21 protein-coding genes and 1 tRNA gene are annotated in these 20,586 nt (G+C 47.5%); 14 read left to right on the top strand and 8 right to left on the bottom strand.

The genetic code is table 11. The annotated features are described in order from the left end of the window. Positions 1 to 1,028 precede the first annotated feature (1,028 nt). The 4 genes from VLG36_04120 to VLG36_04105 form a co-directional block, all read right to left on the bottom strand. Complete coding sequence (locus tag VLG36_04120) at positions 1,029 to 2,057, bottom strand: hypothetical protein (GenBank protein HSW77959.1); 1,029 nt, start codon at positions 2,055 to 2,057, stop codon at positions 1,029 to 1,031. Continuing rightward, positions 2,041 to 2,616, bottom strand: coding sequence for a dihydrofolate reductase family protein (locus VLG36_04115; GenBank protein ID HSW77958.1), 576 nt, complete (start codon positions 2,614 to 2,616; stop codon positions 2,041 to 2,043). The genes VLG36_04120 and VLG36_04115 overlap by 17 nt, the downstream gene beginning before the upstream one ends. Before the next feature lie 78 nt (positions 2,617 to 2,694). Continuing rightward, the gene (locus VLG36_04110; protein HSW77957.1) at positions 2,695 to 3,537 is read right to left on the bottom strand and encodes an AraC family transcriptional regulator; all 843 of its coding nucleotides are present in this window, start codon (positions 3,535 to 3,537) and stop codon (positions 2,695 to 2,697) included. Positions 3,538 to 3,919: 382 nt separating this feature from the next. Beyond that, positions 3,920 to 3,994, bottom strand: a tRNA-Glu gene (locus VLG36_04105). 738 nt (positions 3,995 to 4,732) lie between these two features. On the opposite strand from VLG36_04105, the gene VLG36_04100 reads away from it, so the two are divergent. The 7 genes from VLG36_04100 to VLG36_04070 all read left to right on the top strand — a co-directional run bounded on the left by VLG36_04100 (position 4,733) and on the right by VLG36_04070 (position 9,750). Continuing rightward, positions 4,733 to 5,659 (top strand): IS1595 family transposase, encoded by a 927-nt coding sequence (locus tag VLG36_04100; protein ID HSW77956.1) that lies wholly within the window; start codon positions 4,733 to 4,735, stop codon positions 5,657 to 5,659. A 205-nt stretch (positions 5,660 to 5,864) separates the two neighbouring features. Next, complete coding sequence (locus VLG36_04095) at positions 5,865 to 6,734, top strand: replication-relaxation family protein (GenBank protein HSW77955.1); 870 nt, start codon at positions 5,865 to 5,867, stop codon at positions 6,732 to 6,734. A 99-nt stretch (positions 6,735 to 6,833) separates the two neighbouring features. Then, the gene (gene aroE, locus VLG36_04090; GenBank protein ID HSW77954.1) at positions 6,834 to 7,655 is read left to right on the top strand and encodes a shikimate dehydrogenase; all 822 of its coding nucleotides are present in this window, start codon (positions 6,834 to 6,836) and stop codon (positions 7,653 to 7,655) included. Positions 7,656 to 7,665: 10 nt separating this feature from the next. Further along, entirely contained in the window at positions 7,666 to 8,424 is a 759-nt protein-coding gene (locus VLG36_04085) for an aminoglycoside adenylyltransferase domain-containing protein (protein ID HSW77953.1), read from the top strand. After that, a complete protein-coding gene (locus VLG36_04080; protein ID HSW77952.1) occupies positions 8,421 to 8,771 on the top strand; it encodes a hypothetical protein in 351 nt (116 codons plus the stop codon). The genes VLG36_04085 and VLG36_04080 overlap by 4 nt, the downstream gene beginning before the upstream one ends. A gap of 4 nt (positions 8,772 to 8,775) precedes the next feature. Beyond that, a complete protein-coding gene (locus VLG36_04075; GenBank protein HSW77951.1) occupies positions 8,776 to 9,531 on the top strand; it encodes a hypothetical protein in 756 nt (251 codons plus the stop codon). 45 nt (positions 9,532 to 9,576) lie between these two features. Then, a complete protein-coding gene (locus VLG36_04070) occupies positions 9,577 to 9,750 on the top strand; it encodes a hypothetical protein (GenBank protein HSW77950.1) in 174 nt (57 codons plus the stop codon). A 65-nt stretch (positions 9,751 to 9,815) separates the two neighbouring features. Here VLG36_04070 and VLG36_04065 read toward each other — a convergent pair whose 3' ends face one another. Beyond that, the gene (locus VLG36_04065; protein HSW77949.1) at positions 9,816 to 10,646 is read right to left on the bottom strand and encodes a helix-turn-helix domain-containing protein; all 831 of its coding nucleotides are present in this window, start codon (positions 10,644 to 10,646) and stop codon (positions 9,816 to 9,818) included. A gap of 122 nt (positions 10,647 to 10,768) precedes the next feature. Here VLG36_04065 and VLG36_04060 point away from each other — a divergent pair, with 122 nt between their 5' ends. Next, positions 10,769 to 11,569, top strand: coding sequence for a hypothetical protein (locus VLG36_04060; protein ID HSW77948.1), 801 nt, complete (start codon positions 10,769 to 10,771; stop codon positions 11,567 to 11,569). On the opposite strand, the gene VLG36_04055 is transcribed toward VLG36_04060, so the two are convergent. Beyond that, a complete protein-coding gene (locus tag VLG36_04055) occupies positions 11,570 to 12,316 on the bottom strand; it encodes a coenzyme F420-0:L-glutamate ligase (GenBank protein HSW77947.1) in 747 nt (248 codons plus the stop codon). Positions 12,317 to 12,492: 176 nt separating this feature from the next. Between VLG36_04055 and VLG36_04050 the strand changes: the two genes are divergently transcribed. From VLG36_04050 to pth, 5 genes are all read left to right on the top strand, one after another. Then, complete coding sequence (locus tag VLG36_04050) at positions 12,493 to 14,565, top strand: ATP-binding protein (protein ID HSW77946.1); 2,073 nt, start codon at positions 12,493 to 12,495, stop codon at positions 14,563 to 14,565. Positions 14,566 to 14,616: 51 nt separating this feature from the next. After that, entirely contained in the window at positions 14,617 to 15,639 is a 1,023-nt protein-coding gene (locus VLG36_04045) for a response regulator (protein ID HSW77945.1), read from the top strand. Positions 15,640 to 15,656: 17 nt separating this feature from the next. Then, positions 15,657 to 16,349 carry a pseudouridine synthase gene (locus VLG36_04040; GenBank protein ID HSW77944.1) on the top strand — a complete coding sequence of 231 codons (693 nt, stop codon included), beginning with the start codon at positions 15,657 to 15,659 and terminating at the stop codon, positions 16,347 to 16,349. A 101-nt stretch (positions 16,350 to 16,450) separates the two neighbouring features. Then, positions 16,451 to 17,881, top strand: coding sequence for a ribosome biogenesis GTPase Der (gene der, locus VLG36_04035; GenBank protein HSW77943.1), 1,431 nt, complete (start codon positions 16,451 to 16,453; stop codon positions 17,879 to 17,881). Continuing rightward, complete coding sequence (gene pth / locus VLG36_04030; protein ID HSW77942.1) at positions 17,847 to 18,407, top strand: aminoacyl-tRNA hydrolase; 561 nt, start codon at positions 17,847 to 17,849, stop codon at positions 18,405 to 18,407. The genes der and pth overlap by 35 nt, the downstream gene beginning before the upstream one ends. Before the next feature lie 161 nt (positions 18,408 to 18,568). On the opposite strand, the gene VLG36_04025 is transcribed toward pth, so the two are convergent. Next, complete coding sequence (locus tag VLG36_04025) at positions 18,569 to 19,315, bottom strand: ZIP family metal transporter (protein HSW77941.1); 747 nt, start codon at positions 19,313 to 19,315, stop codon at positions 18,569 to 18,571. Between the two features lie 114 nt (positions 19,316 to 19,429). Next, positions 19,430 to 19,681 (bottom strand): hypothetical protein, encoded by a 252-nt coding sequence (locus tag VLG36_04020; protein HSW77940.1) that lies wholly within the window; start codon positions 19,679 to 19,681, stop codon positions 19,430 to 19,432. A gap of 621 nt (positions 19,682 to 20,302) precedes the next feature. Here VLG36_04020 and VLG36_04015 point away from each other — a divergent pair. After that, complete coding sequence (locus VLG36_04015; protein ID HSW77939.1) at positions 20,303 to 20,542, top strand: hypothetical protein; 240 nt, start codon at positions 20,303 to 20,305, stop codon at positions 20,540 to 20,542. Positions 20,543 to 20,586: the final 44 nt, after the last annotated feature.

The following is a 20,586-nucleotide window of genomic DNA, read 5'->3' as shown; positions in this document are numbered from 1 at the left end:
GGCAAGAAGGTATCTACCACCTCAATTAAATTCTTGATATGATGAGAACGTAAAATACGCATGTTGCTTCTCCTTTTTTGTTTTGTCACTTCAAGGATAGCAGATGCGTATTTGCATTTGGAGGGTTTTGAGACTCAGGTACTAGATAATTGACAAAATATAGTTATTATGATATTATTTGGTCGTTATCTGCACAGCGCAGATAAAACTCGAGAGAGGCTACTGACATGGAGTGCTACTTCTGCGGCTGCTCCGACAACCAGCATGACAAGAACTGCCCAAAGATGGCGGATCTGTCACAGCGGGAAACGGCCGAGGCCACCTGGAACGAAGGATACGAGGACGGTCGGAACCGTCGCGAGGCCCAATCCAGTGACCCCACTTACGCCATCGGATTCACCAAAGGAGACGCGGCTGCGGACTATCGCGAGAACGTCTCCTGGTCAGACTACTACGAGTAGTCTAGCCACCTCATCCACCCCCAGCCCCCGGCTGGGGGCTTTAAACTCCACACATTACAACAGAATGTAAGACGCTATCAAAAAGACAAAAGCTAAAATAGAGCTGCGGATCTCTGGCTCTATGTATTTCATCAATAAAAGTGAGACAGCTAGCTGGGACAAGTGAAGAATATGCACCGAAACACTCATACTTTACTTCGATGTTAAATTGGTTCTTGATGATAACGATACGTAGGTTGTTTGATTTGTATCGTAGGCGATTTAAACCCAATCGGATTTCTTGTATAAAATTGCCGTTCTAAGCTTCTTTTTGCTATCACTTCATAATTAATTGGTCGTGCTTCCGCCCTAGAAAGTTCGACAAAATAAATTGCCGAACTTTCTTTAATTTATAATTTTCAGATGGTGAGCCTAGCAACGAACCGGGCTGAAACCCTCTTCAATAAGTTGGAATATATTAAAGCGAAGCTGAGGGTGCTATTGGCCAATCCGAGAGTAAAAAACGGAGTTCTACAAGCAGTTATCGAACTCCGTTCGTAGCACGTTCCTCGGACTAACTAGGATAGTCTACTTAATACTACTCATAAAACTAGTAATCTTTTGCGAGTAGAGCGCCGGCTGAGCGTTCGAAATGAGCGCATGCTGTCCTACATCAGGATACCAAGCCGTTTCAGGACCACGGTAAAGTTTCGTTAAATCCTCAGTCTCTGTATATGATACGACCACATCCACCTTACTATGAATGAAGAAGAGTGGAATAGTAGCGCCAGCGAGTGGTAACGAGTGCTCAGGACTTAAAAATCCGTCAAACTGTCCCCGTGCTTTTGTCAGGTTTATCATATTATCGGTCGCCCAAGCCGGTACGTTCTTCGAGTCAGGCGAGTCTCTGACAAGTCTATCGAAACTGGTGAAGGCATTTTCGATAATAGCACCAGATAACTTAGGCATTTCAGGAAGCGCGACCAGAATGGCGGCTGCACCGACTGATGAACCCATAGCGTAGACCCTTCCGTACTTCTGATTTAGGTACAGATACGCTGAAACTACATCCTGAGATTCACGCGCGCCATATGAGAGTCCCCCTACTGGACAAGGAGCTTTACCAGCACATCCTTGATCAAATGTCAGGACATCCAACCCTAGACTAAGGTATGTAGCAATATGACGGGTATCTTCCCGGCGGTCACTTCCGCCAGCGTGTACAAGCATAATGACGCCCTTTGCTGGAGAATAGCCATTGTCCGCAGCCTTGACGAGCCATCCGGGCATGTTGTAACCATTGAGAGAGGGCACGCTTACCTCACTGAAGGCAAACTCGTGTGATTGACGTAGATTCCCACAATTCTTCCCAAAATCCTTCTCGGCTTCAGGCGTACATACCGAAAAATTGCCCAAGCCTCCAAATGAAGGATGGAGGAGGAGGTTGCTTGAAAACCAGGTGCCTCCAACCATACCTGCGATAATGACAACAACTGCGATAGAACAGCCCACAGCCCACTTACGCTTGCGACTCATCTTTGGTTTTGCACCAAACTTAGCATCAGATGGAGTCCGTTTTGCCAAACCGGCAACGTTCAGATTACTTAACTGTTTCATAGTGGAGCACAACATTTCCTGAATCAAAACTTTGAGCGCTTACGAGCTTCAGACTCTGTTGTTTCACATCCTTAAATAGTATCTTACCGTCACCGGCTATCACGGGACTTACGATGAATATATACTCATCGATAAGATCAGCGTTCGCCAGTTGTTGCACGATTGTGCCACTTCCCATCACAAGGATGTCGGTGCCCTCTTCTCGTTTTATTTTACCCACAACACCCGTAAGATCGCTGTCATGAAATTCTGTATTCTCCCAATCTGACTCCTTGATCTTTTCAGAGAAAACAATCTTCTTCATATTGGTTAGTTCTTGAGCAACAGCCTTAAGCGCCGCAGGAGCATTCTGGTCCTTTAGCATGGGCATCCAGGAATTCTTAAACATCACGAATGTATTTTCACCGAGTAGAAGAGTATCTGAACCTCCTGGTCGTTTGTGAACAGCCTCGTCCACTTTAGGGTCCTGAACAAACCAATCCATTCCTCCAGTCATCTCATTATTACTGGCAAAATAGCCATCGATTGAAATACGATTTAACATTATTACTTTACGCATTGCATCTCCTTTATTAAGTGCTATTTAAAGGATACGAGAAAGCTTACGCGAAAAATTGTATACAACCGTCAATCTTTTTTATTGATACGATGCGCCCGCTAGGTCTTGATGAAATTCATCTACAGTTTGAGTAATATTTTTTGGTGTCACCCAGGAGAAGGTCTTCATCTCACGAATAAAATGGGACTGATCATAGAAATTTAACGCATGCGCAATGTCAGATAGACGTTCGTATTGTCCAGTATCCATTAATCGTAGCGCCTCATTAACTCGTTTAATACGAATGTAGAGTTGAGCAGACATACCGACGACCCGTACAAATCGCTTCTGAAATTGGCGTTCCGATAAGTGAAATTGACTTAGTAGCTCCTTAGCCGTTACCGAATCTACATGTGCCTGAATAAAATCAACACTTTTTTCTATAAGATCATCATGGACGGACGATTTTAATTTTTCAACTAAGACATGACACAAAAGAGTAATCCGTTGTGCGTCAGTATCGACTGCACATAGCTGACCTGTAAGACCAGGAGCACCAAATTCCTCAGGCAGCATGAACCCTTTAGTGAAGGAAGAAGCGTCCATGCCGAATAGGCTATATAGCGCATGGGGTTTCAGCACAACCTGTATCGTCGTATACGAACCTTTTTTAAAACGCATAATACTCGGCACCGAACCCTGCCCATGTAAAAATAAGATAGGCAAGTCAGTGATTGTAGTCGACCGCACAGTAATACTTTCGATAGCAGCAGTGCCATCACCACTCAATCCAAACACAAGTCCTGGTAAGCCGTTAGGACAGACTTTCACCTCGAGACTACGCTCTTCACCAATATACGTTGCGACTCGAATACACTCGACCTCCCGATCGAGCATAGGTGGCGGTGGATAGACGGTAAAAGCAATTGATTTACTAGTCACTGTCTGCAAGTATACATAAGTGTTTGATAGATATCGAACTTTTAGATAGTGGTTTTCGAGACAAAGTATACGTTACTTCTATTACATGGCGGCCAGAGGAATCGAATTCTATTTTTACAGAGATAAGATCAAAACAGTGGTTTTTTGAGATAAACAAGCACACGATAGGGGATAGTAGCCTACAGGCTAGATGGTATCTGAGTAGACAATCTCCTCATTCGCTGTAAAAGGCTAAACCTCACCTCGCTTTTATTTTATACATCGTTCCGCCAAGAAGAACCGAGCACACTAACAGAGTAGCCCATAAAATAAAATCCTCGTAATGATAACCTACGGGGATTTTATATCTAGAGCTATTTCGTAGAATAGCGGAAAATCAATTTGGTGACCTCACCGGGAATCGAACCCGGATTGCAAGGATGAGAACCTTGTGTCCTAACCGTTAGACGATGAGGCCAAATTGTCGTTGAACCGAGATACAACTTGAAGAATTATACCAAAAACACGCCCCTCTGTACAGTAGTAGTTTGCGATACGGGGGTAGGCGGGAGGGCCCGCGGTACTGCACGAATGCAGCCCGCCGACAGCCCGTCCCTCAGTCCTATCCGTGCCGACCGCGGCCATGCTTACCGAGACCAGGCAAACTAGAGTAGATCACTTGGCCCACCGACTGTGACGTTGACGGTCTCAGTCGGAGTTGTTCCACTCGAGGTGGCCGCGTCTGAAGTCGTTCGATGAGCTCCGTCACAGCAGCCCGGCAGAGCGCCTCGGCGGTTTCGCGCCGCTTGTTCGCTGGCTGCTGGGCGACCTTGGCCCGCAGCTCAGAGAGCTGCACGAACACACCTCGACCAACATCGCCGCCATCGGTCACATGAGCGACCAAACGGTCGGCAGTGACGCGCGGTACTGGGTCGACTACGACCAACTCTTCCTTAATACCGCCGCGCGAGCCGACAGTGAGGGAGACATACATACACAGCGGAGCCGCCACCAGATACAGCGAGATGACCAGCTTGGTGCCGGCCGTCTCTTCCAGCGGCACGCCCTTCAGAGCCCTTGGCCAGACTGCTCGACCAATTCATAGTCTTCCATACCGTTCCTCCTAGAGTCGTACGGATAAGTACTGAAAAACTATACAATATTTTTAGGCAATTATATACTTGACGTTACCAAAGCAATTTAGTAATATTAAGGTATGAATGCAACAAATCTCATCGAGTTCTACAACGAGTTTGCCACCGAAGAAAAGTGCCAAGACTTCTTGGCTAAGCAGCGTTGGGGCGATGAGATTGTCTGCCCGAAGTGCGGCACCATTGGCGTCAAAGCTTACAAGCTAGCCAGTGGCCGCCTCAAATGTGCCGAATGTCGCAGCCCATTCACCGTCCGCATGGGTAGCGTCTTTGAAGATAGCAAACTTCCCCTCCAAAAGTGGTTCTTCGCCATCTACCTATGCACGAGCCTCAAGAAAGGCGTATCGTCAATCCAGCTTAGCAAATACCTCGGCGTCACTCAAAAGACAGCCTGGTTCATGTTGCAGCGCATCCGTTACGTTTTCGAGAACGGCACCTTTGAAAAGCTCAAAGACGCCGTGGAGGTAGACGAAGCCTACATTGGCGGCAATGAGAAGAACAAACATGCCAACAAAAAAACCAAAGGCACCCAAGGCTTTGGTAGCAAGAAAGTCAAAACCCCAGTAGTTGGCATGGTACAACGCGGCGGCAAACTCCACGCTGTCGTTACGGGCGACACAGGCAGTGCTACGCTTATGGGCTTGATCAGCAAGCATGTCGATTTGAATGCCACTGTTTACACCGATGAGCACATGCCATATCGCACCCTGCCAAAGCTTGGCTACAAGCACGAAAGCGTTAACCATGGCAGCAAAGAATTCGTAAATGGCATGGCCAGCACAAATACTGCCGAGTCGTTCTGGTCGCACCTCAAGCGTGGTATTGATGGCATCTATCACAATGTCAGCGCCAAGCATTTGCAAAAATACTGTGACGAATATAGCTACCGTTGGAACACTAAGGATATGACGGACGGCGAACGATTCGAGGATTGGTTTAGCAATATCAACGGCAAGCGGCTCATGTATAAGTCGCTCATTAAGAAGGCGTAAGGCCAGCAAAACGACTGTTATTCTTTGTCCTAGCGGATTAGGACAATAAAACCCATTTCGTAAACAGTAAAATTTGAATAATCGTGTCACTTACCTTATAAATATACGGTGTAGGTGGGGTTGGCAAAATACTATCGCTCAAAACAAGACAAACAAAAAAACAGAACAAACTACTACCACTACTACTCACTAACTACTGCATTAAATGAAACTACCTAAACTAACTCCCAGACAACAAACCATACTCATACTGCTATATAGATACAGATTCTTAAATCGTATCCAAATACAAACACTGATGGGTCATAAAGATTACAGGCGGATCAATGCGTGGCTCTCAGACCTCCGAGATAACCACTACGTCGAATGGATATACTCGACTGACTTTCTAGAAAAATCCAAGCCCGGCATTTACTATCTCGGCCTAAATGGTATCCGCTGGCTTAAGGAAAACCAAGATCACCCGATAGAGGAGTTTCGCAAGCGCTACCGTGAGTCGTCGCGCAGCCGAGGGTTCGCCGACCAATGTATGATTACTGCCGACTGCTGCATCGCCATGAATCGCAAGAATGAAGATGATGCTGCTACCAGCCGCGTTCACTACTTATACGCCACTCAGGCCGACTACCTCGACCCAGAAAGCGATTATCATTTCCTGAGCGAGTCCGATCTCATCCAACCCCAGTTAGTGCTCGAAAAGACGGTCGAGACCAAGAATGAAGTCACGAGTAACACTCGTTTCATTGAAATCATCGAAGCCACCATGCCTCGTCACCGAGTGCGAAAGCGGCTCAAGAACTACATTGAATATCTGGAAGATGGGTATTGGCAGGATGAAACGAATGAGGACGAGCCAAACCCGATCATCATGTTTGTATGCCCAACGCTAGCCGATTTGATTTACTGCAAACGAGCTACCAAACGATTGCTTGAAGAAAAATGGGGTGAAGATATCACCATGTGGTTTGCGACAGCGGAGAAGCTCAAGGCGCAGGGGATGACGGGGAAGATTTGGGAGGAGGTCAGCGCGCCCGAAGATGATGATGAAGACGAGGAAGACGACGATGAGGACTGATGTAGCCCAAATACGAACTTTCATTTGTACTCAAATGAAAGTTGAACTTATTTGCCAAAGGGAAATAAGTTTTGAGCCCCCATAAGGTATTATTAGAGCATGACAATCACCAAAGACACCAAACTCATAGTTTCTTTCTCCGCGAAGCAAAACAGCCTTGGTGCTGCTATGCACAATGCCGCATACGTCGCCATCGGTGAAAACGCCTTGTATGTCCCCATCACGACCAACGACATTCAAAATGCAATTGCGGGAGTGCGCGGTTTCAATCTCCGAGGTAACACCGTCTCTATGCCCCACAAGCAGGCCGTCATGCAATATCTCGACAAGATTGACCCGATTGCTGAAGCGATTGGCGCAGTTAATACGGTCTCAAACGATGGCGGTGTGCTCACTGGCTATAACTCAGATTGGGTTGGCGCTATGAACGCACTCAAGGAAGTAACAAAACTAGAGGGTAAGAGAGTTGCCGTAATTGGTGCGGGTGGCGCGGCCAGGGCAATCATTTACGGGCTGCTTCAAAACAAAGCAAAGCCGGTAGTGTTCAACCGTGATACAGCCAAAGCTGAGAGCTTGGCCAATGACTTGGGCGCTGAGTTTGGTGGGGATCTTGCACGCCTAAAAACAGTAGATGACTATGACATTGTCATTAACGCTACGCCAGTAGGCTCACTTGTAAGTGGTGTTGATGAGTGTATCGTGACTGAGGACTTTTTCAAGCCTAGCGTCGTGGCTATGGATGTTATTACGGTTCCGGCTGATACCAAGTTCCTTCAATATGCCAAGGCTAAGGGCGCAATGACGGTGCCTGGCTACCGAATGCTCATACATCAAGCCTTATTCCAGCTAGAGTTATTTACTGGTAAGAAAGCGCCATTTGAGGTTATGGAAAAAGCGTTGCTTGAGGCCTTGGGAAATTAGAATGACTAAGATGCCTAACTTGCCCCAACCCGAAGTAACCCACCCCCTTGTCAATGATCTTTTCGATGGCGTGCAACAAATCTTAGGCGATAATTTGCTAGGTTTCTACCTCGGCGGTAGTCTGGCTATCGGCGACTTTGACGAAGACAGAAGTGATTTGGACTTTCTGGTGGTCGCCAAGGGTGAGTTTACCGATGGCTCAATACGAAGACTTCACGAGCTGCACGATAGTGTGTATGCCAGTAACAAAAACCGCCTATACACAAATTACGAGGGCATATATCTAACCTCCGACCAATCAACCCATCCTAAGACCGCCGACATGCACGCACCGCATCTTGGTAGCGACGGACATTTTCAGATAGAAGACCACGGCGCGGATATCATCATTGACCTCTGGAAGATTAGAAAATCAGGCTTCGTAGTCTATGGGCCATCGCCTAGAGATGTTATTGGCGAGATTACTACAGACGATATGCTCCAGGCTAAAATCCAACTATTCAAAGGTTGGTGGCTGCCAAAACTCCAAGCGAAAGAACCGATGGATAATGAGTACCAGGCCTATGCCATCCTGACTATGGCGCGCATCCTATACGGCATTGAAAATCGCGATGAAGTTTCTAAGAAAAGGGCTGCTGTGTGGTGTGCAGAACGTTATCCGCAGTACACCGAGTTGCTACGTGAAGCTTTGGCTTGGGAAATGGGCGACCCACTCAACAAGCAGGGCGAGACGTATGATCTTATTCGGTTTGTGGCGGAGCGAGTATGACTAAAGCGCTTAAAGTATCTAAGTTGTATTTTGATCTCTCCAACAAGAGTGATTTTGATGGCATCGAAAAGCTCATGACCGAGGCTACGACCTATAGCTCCCAAGCCACTGGAGTCTACCTCGGGGTGAGCGATATTTTGGCGATGCAAAGAATATTCCACGCCAAGTTTACATCCCTGAAATGGCATGTAAATTCAGTTGAGGAAGTGAAACCTGGCGTCGTTCTTTTTGACTACGATTTTGTAGGCGAGCAGCCGGATGGTGAAAAAGTCGAGGCATCAGGCTTTGAATACGTGATTATTTACATGGGCAAGATTCAGCATATAGAGGTGCGGAGTAAGGCATAGATAAATGAGCGGCCAAGAAGAAAAACGAAAATGGGAAGACGAGGTAATCGAGAAGCTTGCCCCAGAGCGAGATAAACTTCAGGATCAGCTCAATGAGATTCGTGACCTACGAATGAATATAAGCCTGGCAAGTCGTGATAAGCGACGAGAATACCTCATGAAGGTTGGCGAGCTCTCTCTCATCGTAGGGGCTGCGATCACGCCGGTTATAATCGTTGCCGATAGTGACGTTCAATTCCAGTCATTTGCTATCATCGGAGTCGGCCTATATCTACTCAACGGTGTGCTCGCTCTATGGCGATGCAAAACACTTTTATACCAGGACGCTGAAGATGCACCCCAGGTAGGACTCGATCAGGAGATAATGCTTGAGCCAATTATCCACGCATACAACAAGATATTGCTCGACCCATCATCTAGCACCTATCAAGATGAATATAAGACGGCGAGCAAGGGGTTATTGGATAAGAGCAAGGAGATCCAAGCCCAAAAACAGAAAGTGACATTAGATTTCTGGGCGGACACGGCGCTTTATGGGTTTGTTCTCGCGACGCTTTTTGTCGCTCGAACAATTTGGCCATTTGCGAGCATTTGGTATTGGCAAGTGCTCCTATCTTTCGCGCTCCTCGTCTGCATTCTTCTGCTCTTGGGCTACCGTAATTCAAGGAAAAGTCGGGCAGCATTATCGCAGAAGCATGAGCTACTGCTATCCGAGAGAACAGCCTATCAAGAATGGCACGATAAGGAAGTGTTCAAATAATTGGCCCCGACGGTGATATTTAAAGTGGATTTAGCGAGGAAAATTATGACAGACGACAAGCCCTCCAAAGAACAGCTCAAGGATTTAGCTGAAAAAATTGGCCAAGATCAAGCCAAGGCCAGTCCTGCTGAAAAGCGGGTTAAGGTTAGTGAAAGTTTTGAGTCTGCGGTGAAGAAGATGGCGCAAACACCGCCGCCACCTAAAAAAGAGGCTGAGTAGCTTCTTTTTGGTTTTGGTAACGTCAAGTATATAATTGCCTATTTTTATATTTTAATCAATTAGAGTTAGCCGTTTCGACTTTTGCTCCAAAGTTCCTGGATGGGCGAATCATCAAAATCCTGTCCTAAAGTCCAGAGCATCTCAAAGAACTGACGCTGAGCCTCTGTGATATGTGCATTATGGATTTCTATTCCAAAAACCTCGCCGTCTTTCCAGTTGTAATACGCCGTCACGTCGTCATACACTACCGTCGAGTGAGTAACGGAAAAAACACCTTCAGGCACATAGCGACCATTCCATTTACGAAGTCGCTCATTGGCATGCTCTTCATACCAGGTCTTTTGCGACTCTACGAAGCTATCGCCAATAATACTCCGAAACTCAAGGCCACGATCATTGCAGGCTCGCGCCCATCGATCAAAGAATACCGCGTTTGTATAACGCTGCATATTTTCATGCAAGATGGAGAGACTTTCGGATTTTGAGCGTGTTTGATTCCAAAACATCTGCTTAAGACCGTCGGACCCCTGGTACGCCTGAACACGAGTGGTCGGTGATGCCAATGAACCTGCATCGATCTTTTGATGCAGGTCAGTCAAACCTTGCCGAAGCTCCTCGAGCTCCTGCTCTTTTTTGGTAAGCAAAATCTGCAGGTTAGTAATGGGAGCAGCATGAAGAATAGTCCGCTTATACCGAGTCTCTACCTCTACAAGATTACTCACCGTCAGTTCTTCCATAAGTCGATAGACACGAGTTCGCTCCACCCCTGAATGCCGCGATACGTCCGAGATAGTTTGTGGACCATAGGCAAGAAGAGCCAGATAAATATCGGCAATCTCTGAGGATAGGCCGAGCTTGAAAAAGTATGACCGGATGACTTGAGTATCTGTAAACACTCCTCCCTTTTTACCATATGTGCACTTTTTGCACAACAAATATGAATGAATTGCAATAGCCCGTACTATCGAGACGGTTAGCGCTGCCAGTAAAAAACAATTCATAAAAAGAAGGAGCTTACATGAGTGAGTTTGTTTCATCATGGCATTTTTCAGAACGCGAACAATCAGCAAAGCTAGAGCGAGTAGGAGAGGATGCGCTCAAAACCGTCGATCGCACGTACGGTGAAGGTCATCCAAATTACCGTCGACATGGTAGTCATGAGCTGGCGTACCACAATGGTCATCATGCTCGTGAAGTGGGCAGCACGGCATTCAAATTGTGCACACTACTTGATATGGATCCGCTTGTTCGTGAAACAGCACAAACCGCCGGGTATGCGCACGACCTTGTTCAACTGAAGGGGCGTGGGACTGACGAGAGAGAAAGTGCCGAATGGCTAGAGCGTGAGCTAAGTCGTAGCGATATCGTTCATCCAGCACTTCGCACAATGGGTTCATTTGCCATTCTCGGTACCGAGCCGCTATTCGCAGATGGCAAGCTTGTTGGCCAAAAGGCTATGCAGCTGCATTACCCCTCACGCGAGGCTGAACATATGGCAAAAAGTGTTGCCTCGGCCGATCTTGGTGAACTGTATCAACCGCAAGGACCGCTATTAGGACACCAGTTATTCCGAGAAATTAACGGCATGGCTCGTCCAGAGCAGTTAGATATGCAAAAACTGACTGCCTTTCAGCGCAACCAGATTGCGCTACTCGAAACCTACAAATACCCGCTACCAGAAGCCGAACGTACTCTAACCCAGCGCAAGTCGGAAGTCATAGCTTACAGTTCCGACCTTCTACACCAAATGGAGACAGGGTCAGTGGAGACATGGAACGAGGTTATAGAACGCGACCGTGCATTCATGCAGGGAAGGTAACTACGATCGATCGCCGCGTTGCCAGGGGGCCGACGTAAGAAATGAGGCGTAATAATCATCGTCAAGTGCAACCCGTAGTTCGGTAAGTTCCTCGGGTGTCGGGTCGGTACTCTGAAATGTCACGAAATTCGCCTCTGTTATAACGGCAATCGGAGTACTCTCGGCACCCTCACCCATAGTTGCAACGGCCCCTGCAGCGAGACCTTCGCAGACATTTGCAACCTCAACCTTAATAGATCGGCCAAAGAGATCAGACTTGCCCCTGTAGTCATTTAAAGCTTTGAAGCCGCTATGCGCGAGGCTCGTACCGATAGCGCCACGCCGCAGTGGATAGCTTGTACTATCAACAATTATGACACCGACATTTTTAACCATAAAACGGCGCTGCAGATACTGTCGTACTTGGTTTGCCGTTGACTGGGCATCATGCGGCCATAGTACATAGTCGCCGTTACCGTTCGACTCATCAATACCCGCAGAAGAGGTAAGCATGCCCTGTACGATACTAAAATGGTATCGATGAGAACTGTAGGAAGGATCTAGATAAAAGTCTGCTTCATGCCTAATGAGTTCATCTTTTGCCGCTTTTTCTTTATCTACGACACGAGACTCGCAGAGCGACACAACTTTAGAGGTGATGACTAAAATAGAGTTGTCACAAAACCCATGCAAAGAGTCATCGAGCAGTTCTGTCAAAAGCATTGCCCCAGCTTTTACGACCGGTGTTTTAATCGTGCTAATATTCATCACGTAAAAGCATAGCATACCTTGCGAAATGGGGACCGTTTAGGCATAATAGGGCATAAGCAGCATATTTGTCTAAATAGGGGGCAGACATTAAACCACTCACGCTCACACGCTTTTGGCATCGCCGTCTCTGCGAGGCGGTTATTCTTGTGTCCGGCATTATTATTGCCTTATATGTGTGGGCTTATTTTGCCAATGTCAAAAACATTGGAGCCGGTCTACTCGTTAGCGACCAGGCTGCAGCCATGGCTGCCGTGACGCTTATTATGGGTTTCGTCTCTTATTTATGGGCACCACAAAAGTATATAGAATGGGGATCTTTGGGCGTCTTCTTCCTCCTTACCGCTACTATTGCGCTGCTCGTTCTTAGTACGGGCGGCGTCAATTCACCGTTCATCGCACTTTGGATGCTAGTCTCGGTGTTCGCAGGTGTATTTGGCTGGTACGGACTCATCCCGTTACTGTTAGTTTCTTTTTTATATTTAGCGATGCAATACAGCGGGGGTACCCTCTCGCGCGAAATGATCGTTTCCGTTGTATTAACCGGAGAATTGCCTCTTGGTGTTAGTTATCTTATCTGGCATTCTAAAGAAAAAACCGAAGGTAAAGGTGACGACCGTGCCTATCATGAACTGGCGAGCGAACTAAGCCAAGTATCTGGCAAATCAGAGATTGTCATTAACGCCATTGCCGATGGAGTGATCGCCCTAAGCGGTCAGGGGATTATTCAACTCATTAATCCTGCCGCCCAGCAGTTAACTGGTTGGACTAAGCAAGATGCCGTTTCCCTTAATTATAAGTCCGTCCTTAATCTACTCGATAAGAACGACCACGAGCTCACACCAGCAAACGATCCCGTATCGCAAGTACTCGCCACTAATAAAGAGGTGAACGTAAGTGACCTCTCTCTCACAACCCATGCTGGCAAAAAAATTCTTGTCTCAGTTATCGTCTCACCGGTTGGGCAACCAGGTTCTGGTGTTATTGTCGTGTTCCGCGACATAACGAACGAAAAGCGCGAAGAGCGTCAACAGGCCGAGTTTATCAGTACAGCCGCACACGAAATGCGTACACCGGTGGCTTCTATCGAAGGATATCTTGGTTTAGCGCTTAACCCTGCAACGGCTCAGGTAGATGAAAAAGCGCGTGACTTCATTAACAAGGCACACCAATCTGTCGAACACCTCGGTAATCTCTTTCAAGACCTCTTGGACGTCAGTAAAGCAGACGACGGTCGACTTTCTAACAATCCTAAGGTTGTCGATGTCGTCTCCTTTACGCACGATATCGTAGAAGGCCTTAAGCCAAAAGCTGAGGCCAAGGGCTTGCATGTTCTATACAAGCCCCAGCCCGACGACGCCGAGGACAGAGCAGGGGAGCGTCGACTCAATCCTGTTTTCTATGCCAACCTCGACAACGACCATCTGCGTGAAGTTATCTCCAACCTTATTGATAACGCTATCAAATACACACCAAAGGGTGATGTTGTTATTGATATCGGTGGTGATGATAACGACCATATCATTATCAGTGTGGCTGACAGTGGTATTGGCATCCCTAAGGAAGACCAAGGGCACTTATTCCAAAAGTTCTATCGCGTTGATAATACCGATACTAGGGAAATCGGTGGAACCGGCCTTGGACTCTATCTCTGCCGTCGCCTCGTTGAAGCTATGAACGGCCGTATTTGGGTAGACAGTGAATACAAACAGGGAAGTACCTTTTACGTGGAGATCCCTCGCATCGATCATGAGGAGGCAACAAGGCTCATAGAGGCAGCCAGCATCGAAGAAGAACGCGAGATGGAACAACAAAAAATATCCGGCGTCACGCAAACGGCAACCCTAGATACAACGCTGGATACTCCACAGGCAGCCTTATCAACGGCAGCATTTCCAACACCTGCGCAGCCTACCATCATGCCAACTTCGCAAATGCCGCAACAGGCACCAGTTCAGCCCGTTAGTATGCCTGGCGAGTCTGTTTACACCAACCTCCCGGCAAAAGAGGTTGTACAGCAACTCCAAGCAGCTGGAAATCAAATTACGCAGCCCCAACAACCTCAGCCATACTATCAGCCACAAGCACCTCAACAACCCGTTTACCAGCCTCAGCAGCAATATACAGCACCACGTGCACCGGTCACGCCAGCGCGAGAGAATATACCGCTCACCAGTATCGAACAGAACCCTAATCAATATATTCGGCAACGAGGCGATATTCCCGTTCCACCCCGAAACCAAAATTAACCATAAGGGCTATAGTAATTTTTACCGACACTTAGTACAATAGAGGGTAATATGACCAAAATACTACTGGTAGAGGACGACAAAAGTCTACGCGAAATCTACGGCGTGCGCCTCCTGGCTGAAGGGTACGACATCATCTCGGCCGGCGACGGCGAAGCTGCGCTTGCTATGGCTATTAAAGAACGTCCTTCACTCATCGTGAGTGATGTTATGATGCCAAAGATCAGTGGTTTTGACATGCTTGATATTCTCCGCTCCACGACTGAGACAAAAGATATCAAAGTTATTATGATGACCGCTCTTTCAAGTGAAGACCAACGTGCCCGTGGTGAGGCTCTTGGTGCCGATAGATACTTGGTTAAATCCCAGGTAGGTATTGAAGATGTCGTTCGTACTGTCCATGATGTTCTCGGCGATGCACCGGTCAGCTCTACTTCAGCAGCACAGACGTTTGGCTCGATGTCTGCTCCACGCCCAGCACCTACGACTGCCATTCCAACACGTCCAGCGATGGCCGCCCCCCAAGCTTCACAAACAATGCCTATTGCACCACCGCCGTTTAATGCAACGGCAGCGCCTCAGCCTCAAGTACAACACATGCCTCAGATGACAGCTGCTCCAGCCGCACCAGCTAACGCGCTACCTCAACCAACAGCACCATTTTCCACTACACGTCCTGCTAACCTCGGTGAACGTGTTATTCACCCAATATCTCAGCCAGCTGGTGGTGCTCGATTGGATATTGGCAGCCTTATGGAACAAGAGCTCAACCAAGCCCCGACTCCTCAGCCCACAGCACCTCAACAGCAACCTCAACCACAGCAGCCGGCAGTGCAAATGACACAGCCTGTACCAAACCCGCTTCCACCGCCTCCGCCCGCACCATCCGTGCCGCTACAGGCCTCTCCACCTATGCAAGGCGCTCAGCCAACGCCGATGCCAATGCCTCAACCACAACAACCTCGCGTTGAAATGCCCGAGCCAAGCGGCATCTCATTCGAGGAAACACCCCGCCCTATGCCGACACCAATTGCGCCTCAACCACCCCGAGGCCCGCAGCCTCCTCAGGTTTAGTGGTATAATTGTCAGCAATGCCTGATAGTGAACAGTTACGACTCAATAAACACCTCGCCTTACAGCTAGGTGTTTCTCGTCGTGAAGCAGATTTACTTATCGAAAAGGGAAAGGTAACCATCAACAATACGCCAGCAACACTTGGCGCGCGATTTAACGAGGGTGATACGATTGTCGTAAATGGCGAACCTCTAGCAGGTTCAAAGGCTATGCGCTACCTTATGTTTCACAAACCCATAGGCTACGTCTGTTCACGGAAATCTCAAGGTGATATACCAACGATTTACACCATTCTCCCTAGTGAGTACCACGAATTAAAGCCAGTTGGGCGCCTCGATAAGGATAGCTCTGGCCTTATCTTTCTTACCAACGATGGTGATTTTGCCTTTCATATGACTCACCCTAAGTTTGCAAAAACAAAAATATACAAGGTACGACTTGACCACGACCTTGAACCACTTCATCAACAGATGATCAGTGACTATGGTGTACAACTCGAAGATGGTACTAGTAAGCTACAGTTAACTCGGATTTCGGACGATCGCCGAACTGAATGGGAAGTTACTATGCATGAAGGTCGTAATCGACAAATTCGCCGTACCTTTGCTTCGCTAGGCTACGAGGTAAAAAAGCTTCATCGGACCAACTTTGGCAATTATTCACTTGGTGATATGAAGCCCGGTGAGTACAAACTCGTTGATATGCAGTAGGTGATATACCTACACTTCAGAGGGAGTTCGCTCCCATCACAAAACACCATTACACTTATGCTCGCTAACTTATGCAACCTCTGTTATAATTAGCCAAAGTTATGGCTCGTAAATTACCAACCGTTGCAATCATTGGCCAAGCGAACGTCGGCAAGAGTTCGCTTTTTAACCGTATGGTTCGTGCCCAGCAGGCTATTGTGGCCCGCGAAGCAGGAACTACTCGTGACAATGTTCTCGGTAAGGTAGAGTATAAGCACCACTCATTTTGGCTCGTAGATACCGCTGGTCTTAAAGACCCGAACGATGAGTTTGAGGCAAGTATCCAAGAACAGATTACTGAAGCTGCAGATGCTGCAGATGTTATTTTGGTTATTGTCGACAGCAGCCAATACGTCAGTGACCAAGACCGACTTGTAGCTAAAAAAGCACTCAGGTCTAAAAAGCCAGTCATTCTTGTCACCAACAAATCAGACCTTAAGACCAGCCTGCCAAAAGACGAGTTTAAACGCCTTGGCATTAAAACGATTCTTCGTACCAGCGCCGAACACAACAGTGGTATCATAGAGGTCCTCGATGAAGTTATCTCTCACATTTCAGCTGAGCACGAAGAAGAGCCAGATGACATCCTTCGCATTTCTCTTATCGGTCGTCCAAACGTTGGCAAATCGTATCTTTTTAACACCCTCGCTGGTAAGCAGCAGGCGCTCGTAGCCAACATTGCCGGTACCACCCGCGATGTTAACCGCATTCGTGTCCGCTACAACGACCGTGATATCGAGATTCTCGACACAGCTGGTATGCGTAAACCAGGCAAGCAAGAGGTAGGTATCGAAAAGTTTAGCGTCCTGCGAACACTCCAAGCTATTGAAGAGTCTGACGTTTGTTTCCTACTAATGGATGTTAACGAACTCAATACTCAGCTCGACCAACGCCTTGCAGGCATTATTAATGAATCAGGCAAGGGGATGGCTCTTGTCATCAGTAAGTGGGACTCAGTTGAAGATAAAGACGCTTACACGCGTGATGCTTTGGCACCAAAGATTACTCGCACCTTCGACTTTACACCTTGGGCACCACTGATTTTCACCAGCAGCGTCACTGGACAGAACGTTACTAAATTATTTGACCTTGCTCTTGATATCGACGCACGTCGCAAACAAACGACAAAAACTCGTATCCTAAACGACTTGCTCCAAAAAGCCGTCCAAAAGCACCCACCAGCAGGCCTTAAAAATACTCACCCTAAACTGCGTTATATCGTCCAAACCGACACTACACCACCATGGTTTGTTATCTATGGCTCTAACCTTAAATTCGTTCACTGGAGCTACAAACGTTATCTTGAACGTCTTGTCCGCGAGACCTACAACTATGCTGGTACGCCGATAAAATTCAGTTTCCGCGACGAGAAACAAATCAAAGCAAACAACGAACGCATCGCCGAAGGCAAAGCGCCAGTTACTAAAAAATACAAGCAACAAAAAGAAGCAGAAGCTAATGAAAATAATCTTCGCCCAGGGCAATCCAAGTAAAGAGTATGATGGCACACGGCACAACGTGGGCTTTTACATGATCGACAAACTCGCCCAAACATACGGTGTTTCATTTAGTGCAAAATCGAAATTTCATAGCGAAATTGCCGAAACTTCAATTGGTGGCGAAAAAGTCCTACTCGTAAAACCAACCACCTTTTATAACGAAACCGGTCAAGCGGCACGCCTTCTCGTTGATTTTTATAAATGCGACCCGGCAGAAGATTTCTTAGTCATACATGACGACCTTGCATTGCCGTTTGGCACCATTCGCACACGGATAAGTGGTCGCGATGCTGGCAATAACGGTGTAAAGTCTCTCAATGCCCACCTTGGCCTACAGCACGCCCGCATACGAGTTGGCATCTACAACCCGCTACGCGACCGCATGCATGATGCTGATTTCGTGCTAGGTCACTTTACAAAAGAAGAGTCAGACGTACTGCCTGATATTTTTACACACGTCCAAAAGTATGTTGAGCAATTTGTAAACAGCAGCCTTGAACTAACAAAAGTTTCGTTATAGAACCAAAACCGCCCGAACGTTGCGACAGTACACTACTGCGCATACGCTCAAGGGCGGTATTCTAGGCTTGATTCTCTGCTAACGCGGTCGCTAGAAGCGTCCTTTCGTTTTTGTGCCGGAATCTATAGTTTGTTATACCACGCATGTGTCGCGTATGACAACTAAACTCCAAGAAGGGTGATAACCCAACCAACAATAATCACACCGGCAACAAGCATAGCCGCCTGGACAGTGCCAATTTTTTGCGGTTGTTCATGAATATCGGGGATGATGTCACTTGCTGCAACGTACAGAAAGAACCCAGAGGTAAGCGCAAGCAGTGGAGCAACGGCCGTATCAATATTTTTACCCATCACATATATACCAATCGCAGTGGCAATTGTTGCAATAGCCGTTGATACATTTGCAAGCACCACCGTCTTGTCTTTCCATCCCTTAGAGAGCAGCAAAGCAAACGTACCAAGCTCTTTTGGGATTTCATGCGCCGAGACAGCGAGGGTAGTAATAATACCCGTCGGAACACTCACCACAAACGCCGCACCAATAGCAAGGCCATCAATTGCATTGTGCATTAAATCGCCCAGGACAATCAGCCAGCGCTGACGTGCATTCTTGCCATGCTCCTCATGTTCGTGATGATGGTGAAACCAGCTCGCCATACGTTCGAGTATAAAAAAGAAGATGAAGCCCATAAGCATATAGAGCAACATCGTACGGGGATTGGCACGGCTGAAAGATTCGGGTAAAAGATCAAAAAAGGCTGCTGCTAATAGAGCCCCCGCACCAAATGGCATGGTTAAGAGTAACGCGAGATCACGACGTTTTTTAAAGTAGAGCAGCATAATACCGCCGGCCAGCGAGATTACGCTGCCAATTACGATAGCAAGTGTCATTAAGAAAAGAGTCATTATGCTTACTATAACATCAGGTTTTATTTACGCCTACCCATGAATATGAAACAAGCGTCAGAGTCATGCGGAGAAACTCCGTACGACTCCGACGCTCTTGGTGCTCTTGAAAACTCATCGCACATGCGGTGACCGGATCGCTCTGATCTGCGCCACGCCCCAGCCCAGAAGGCCGATGCCCAGCGCGAGAGCGAGCCACCCGATCTTATCGCCCTTCAAGATGAGGACGAAGGGACCCAGGCAGGTCAGGCTGATGCCCACTGACACCGTTCGGACCGCCACCAGCGTGGGCCGCCTGGCCATCAGCGTGAACAGTGCCACGAGAAAGCCGAGAACCCCGAGAACTGCGAGAACAGTCATGTTCATGCTCCTTCCGAGCATCGATGAATCAAGGAACTACAAAGTATATTTTATCATAATTTCAATAAAAAACAACCCGTCAAAGACGGGTTGAAATTATTTCTGGTACTTAAAAGGCGCCAGGTAAGGGTGGGCATCACCTGGCGCCTTTTAACCCTTTAACGCACCTCCTAGGAGGTAAAGCGTGACCCACCTCACACATACGAGAGGTCCGCCGGTTAAAGGGATTAGTATGCGTGCAATGCTTTTTTGTTAAAAAGTGGAGGGTAGAATACTTAGTAACACATTGCGCGCAACCTAACATAAGTTAGAATAGGGGGTATAAGGTGCGTTTGGTTGAACTCGCAGAACTCAACCAATCGTGTTCGATATTAGCACGTATTTGACATAATGTCAACAGGTTTTGCCATATTTTTCTCGAAAATCAATAACTCCACCTCTGATAAGCATAACTATTTACAGGCTTTAAACTCCATCCCCGATGCTCCTAAAATATGTTTTTTAGAGGCTCTATCTAGCGCGTCATAGTAGCATACATAATCTACCCTTATTTTGTTTTTTATAAAACAAAAATTATGATATTGTATTTCGGTACTGCACCATACGCCTGAAAAACAGGAGTGAACCATGGAAAGCAAGAAGTCTGTCACGGTCGTGATGGATGAGCTGGTCGCCGCTGGCCTCGAGTACACGGTGGACGGACTCGTTGTCTTCTCAGGCAACATACACCCCAAGCCGACTTCGGCGGTCATGACGGTCGCCGAAGCGAACGGCTGGCTCGACGGAGAGGGTGAACTCACTCAGGAGATCGCCGACTCCGTTAAGGCCTGGGCGGCCGTCCGCAGTCGGACCATAGGCCGCTCGTAGTACAAAACCTGCCCCTGTGAGCGATTCCTCCAGGGGCAGGACAG

It is taken from the genome of Candidatus Chromulinivoraceae bacterium (assembly GCA_035478595.1).
Classification (GTDB): domain Bacteria; phylum Patescibacteriota; class Saccharimonadia; order Saccharimonadales; family Saccharimonadaceae; genus CAMLKC01.
This window is presented reverse-complemented; position numbering and strand designations above follow the sequence as displayed.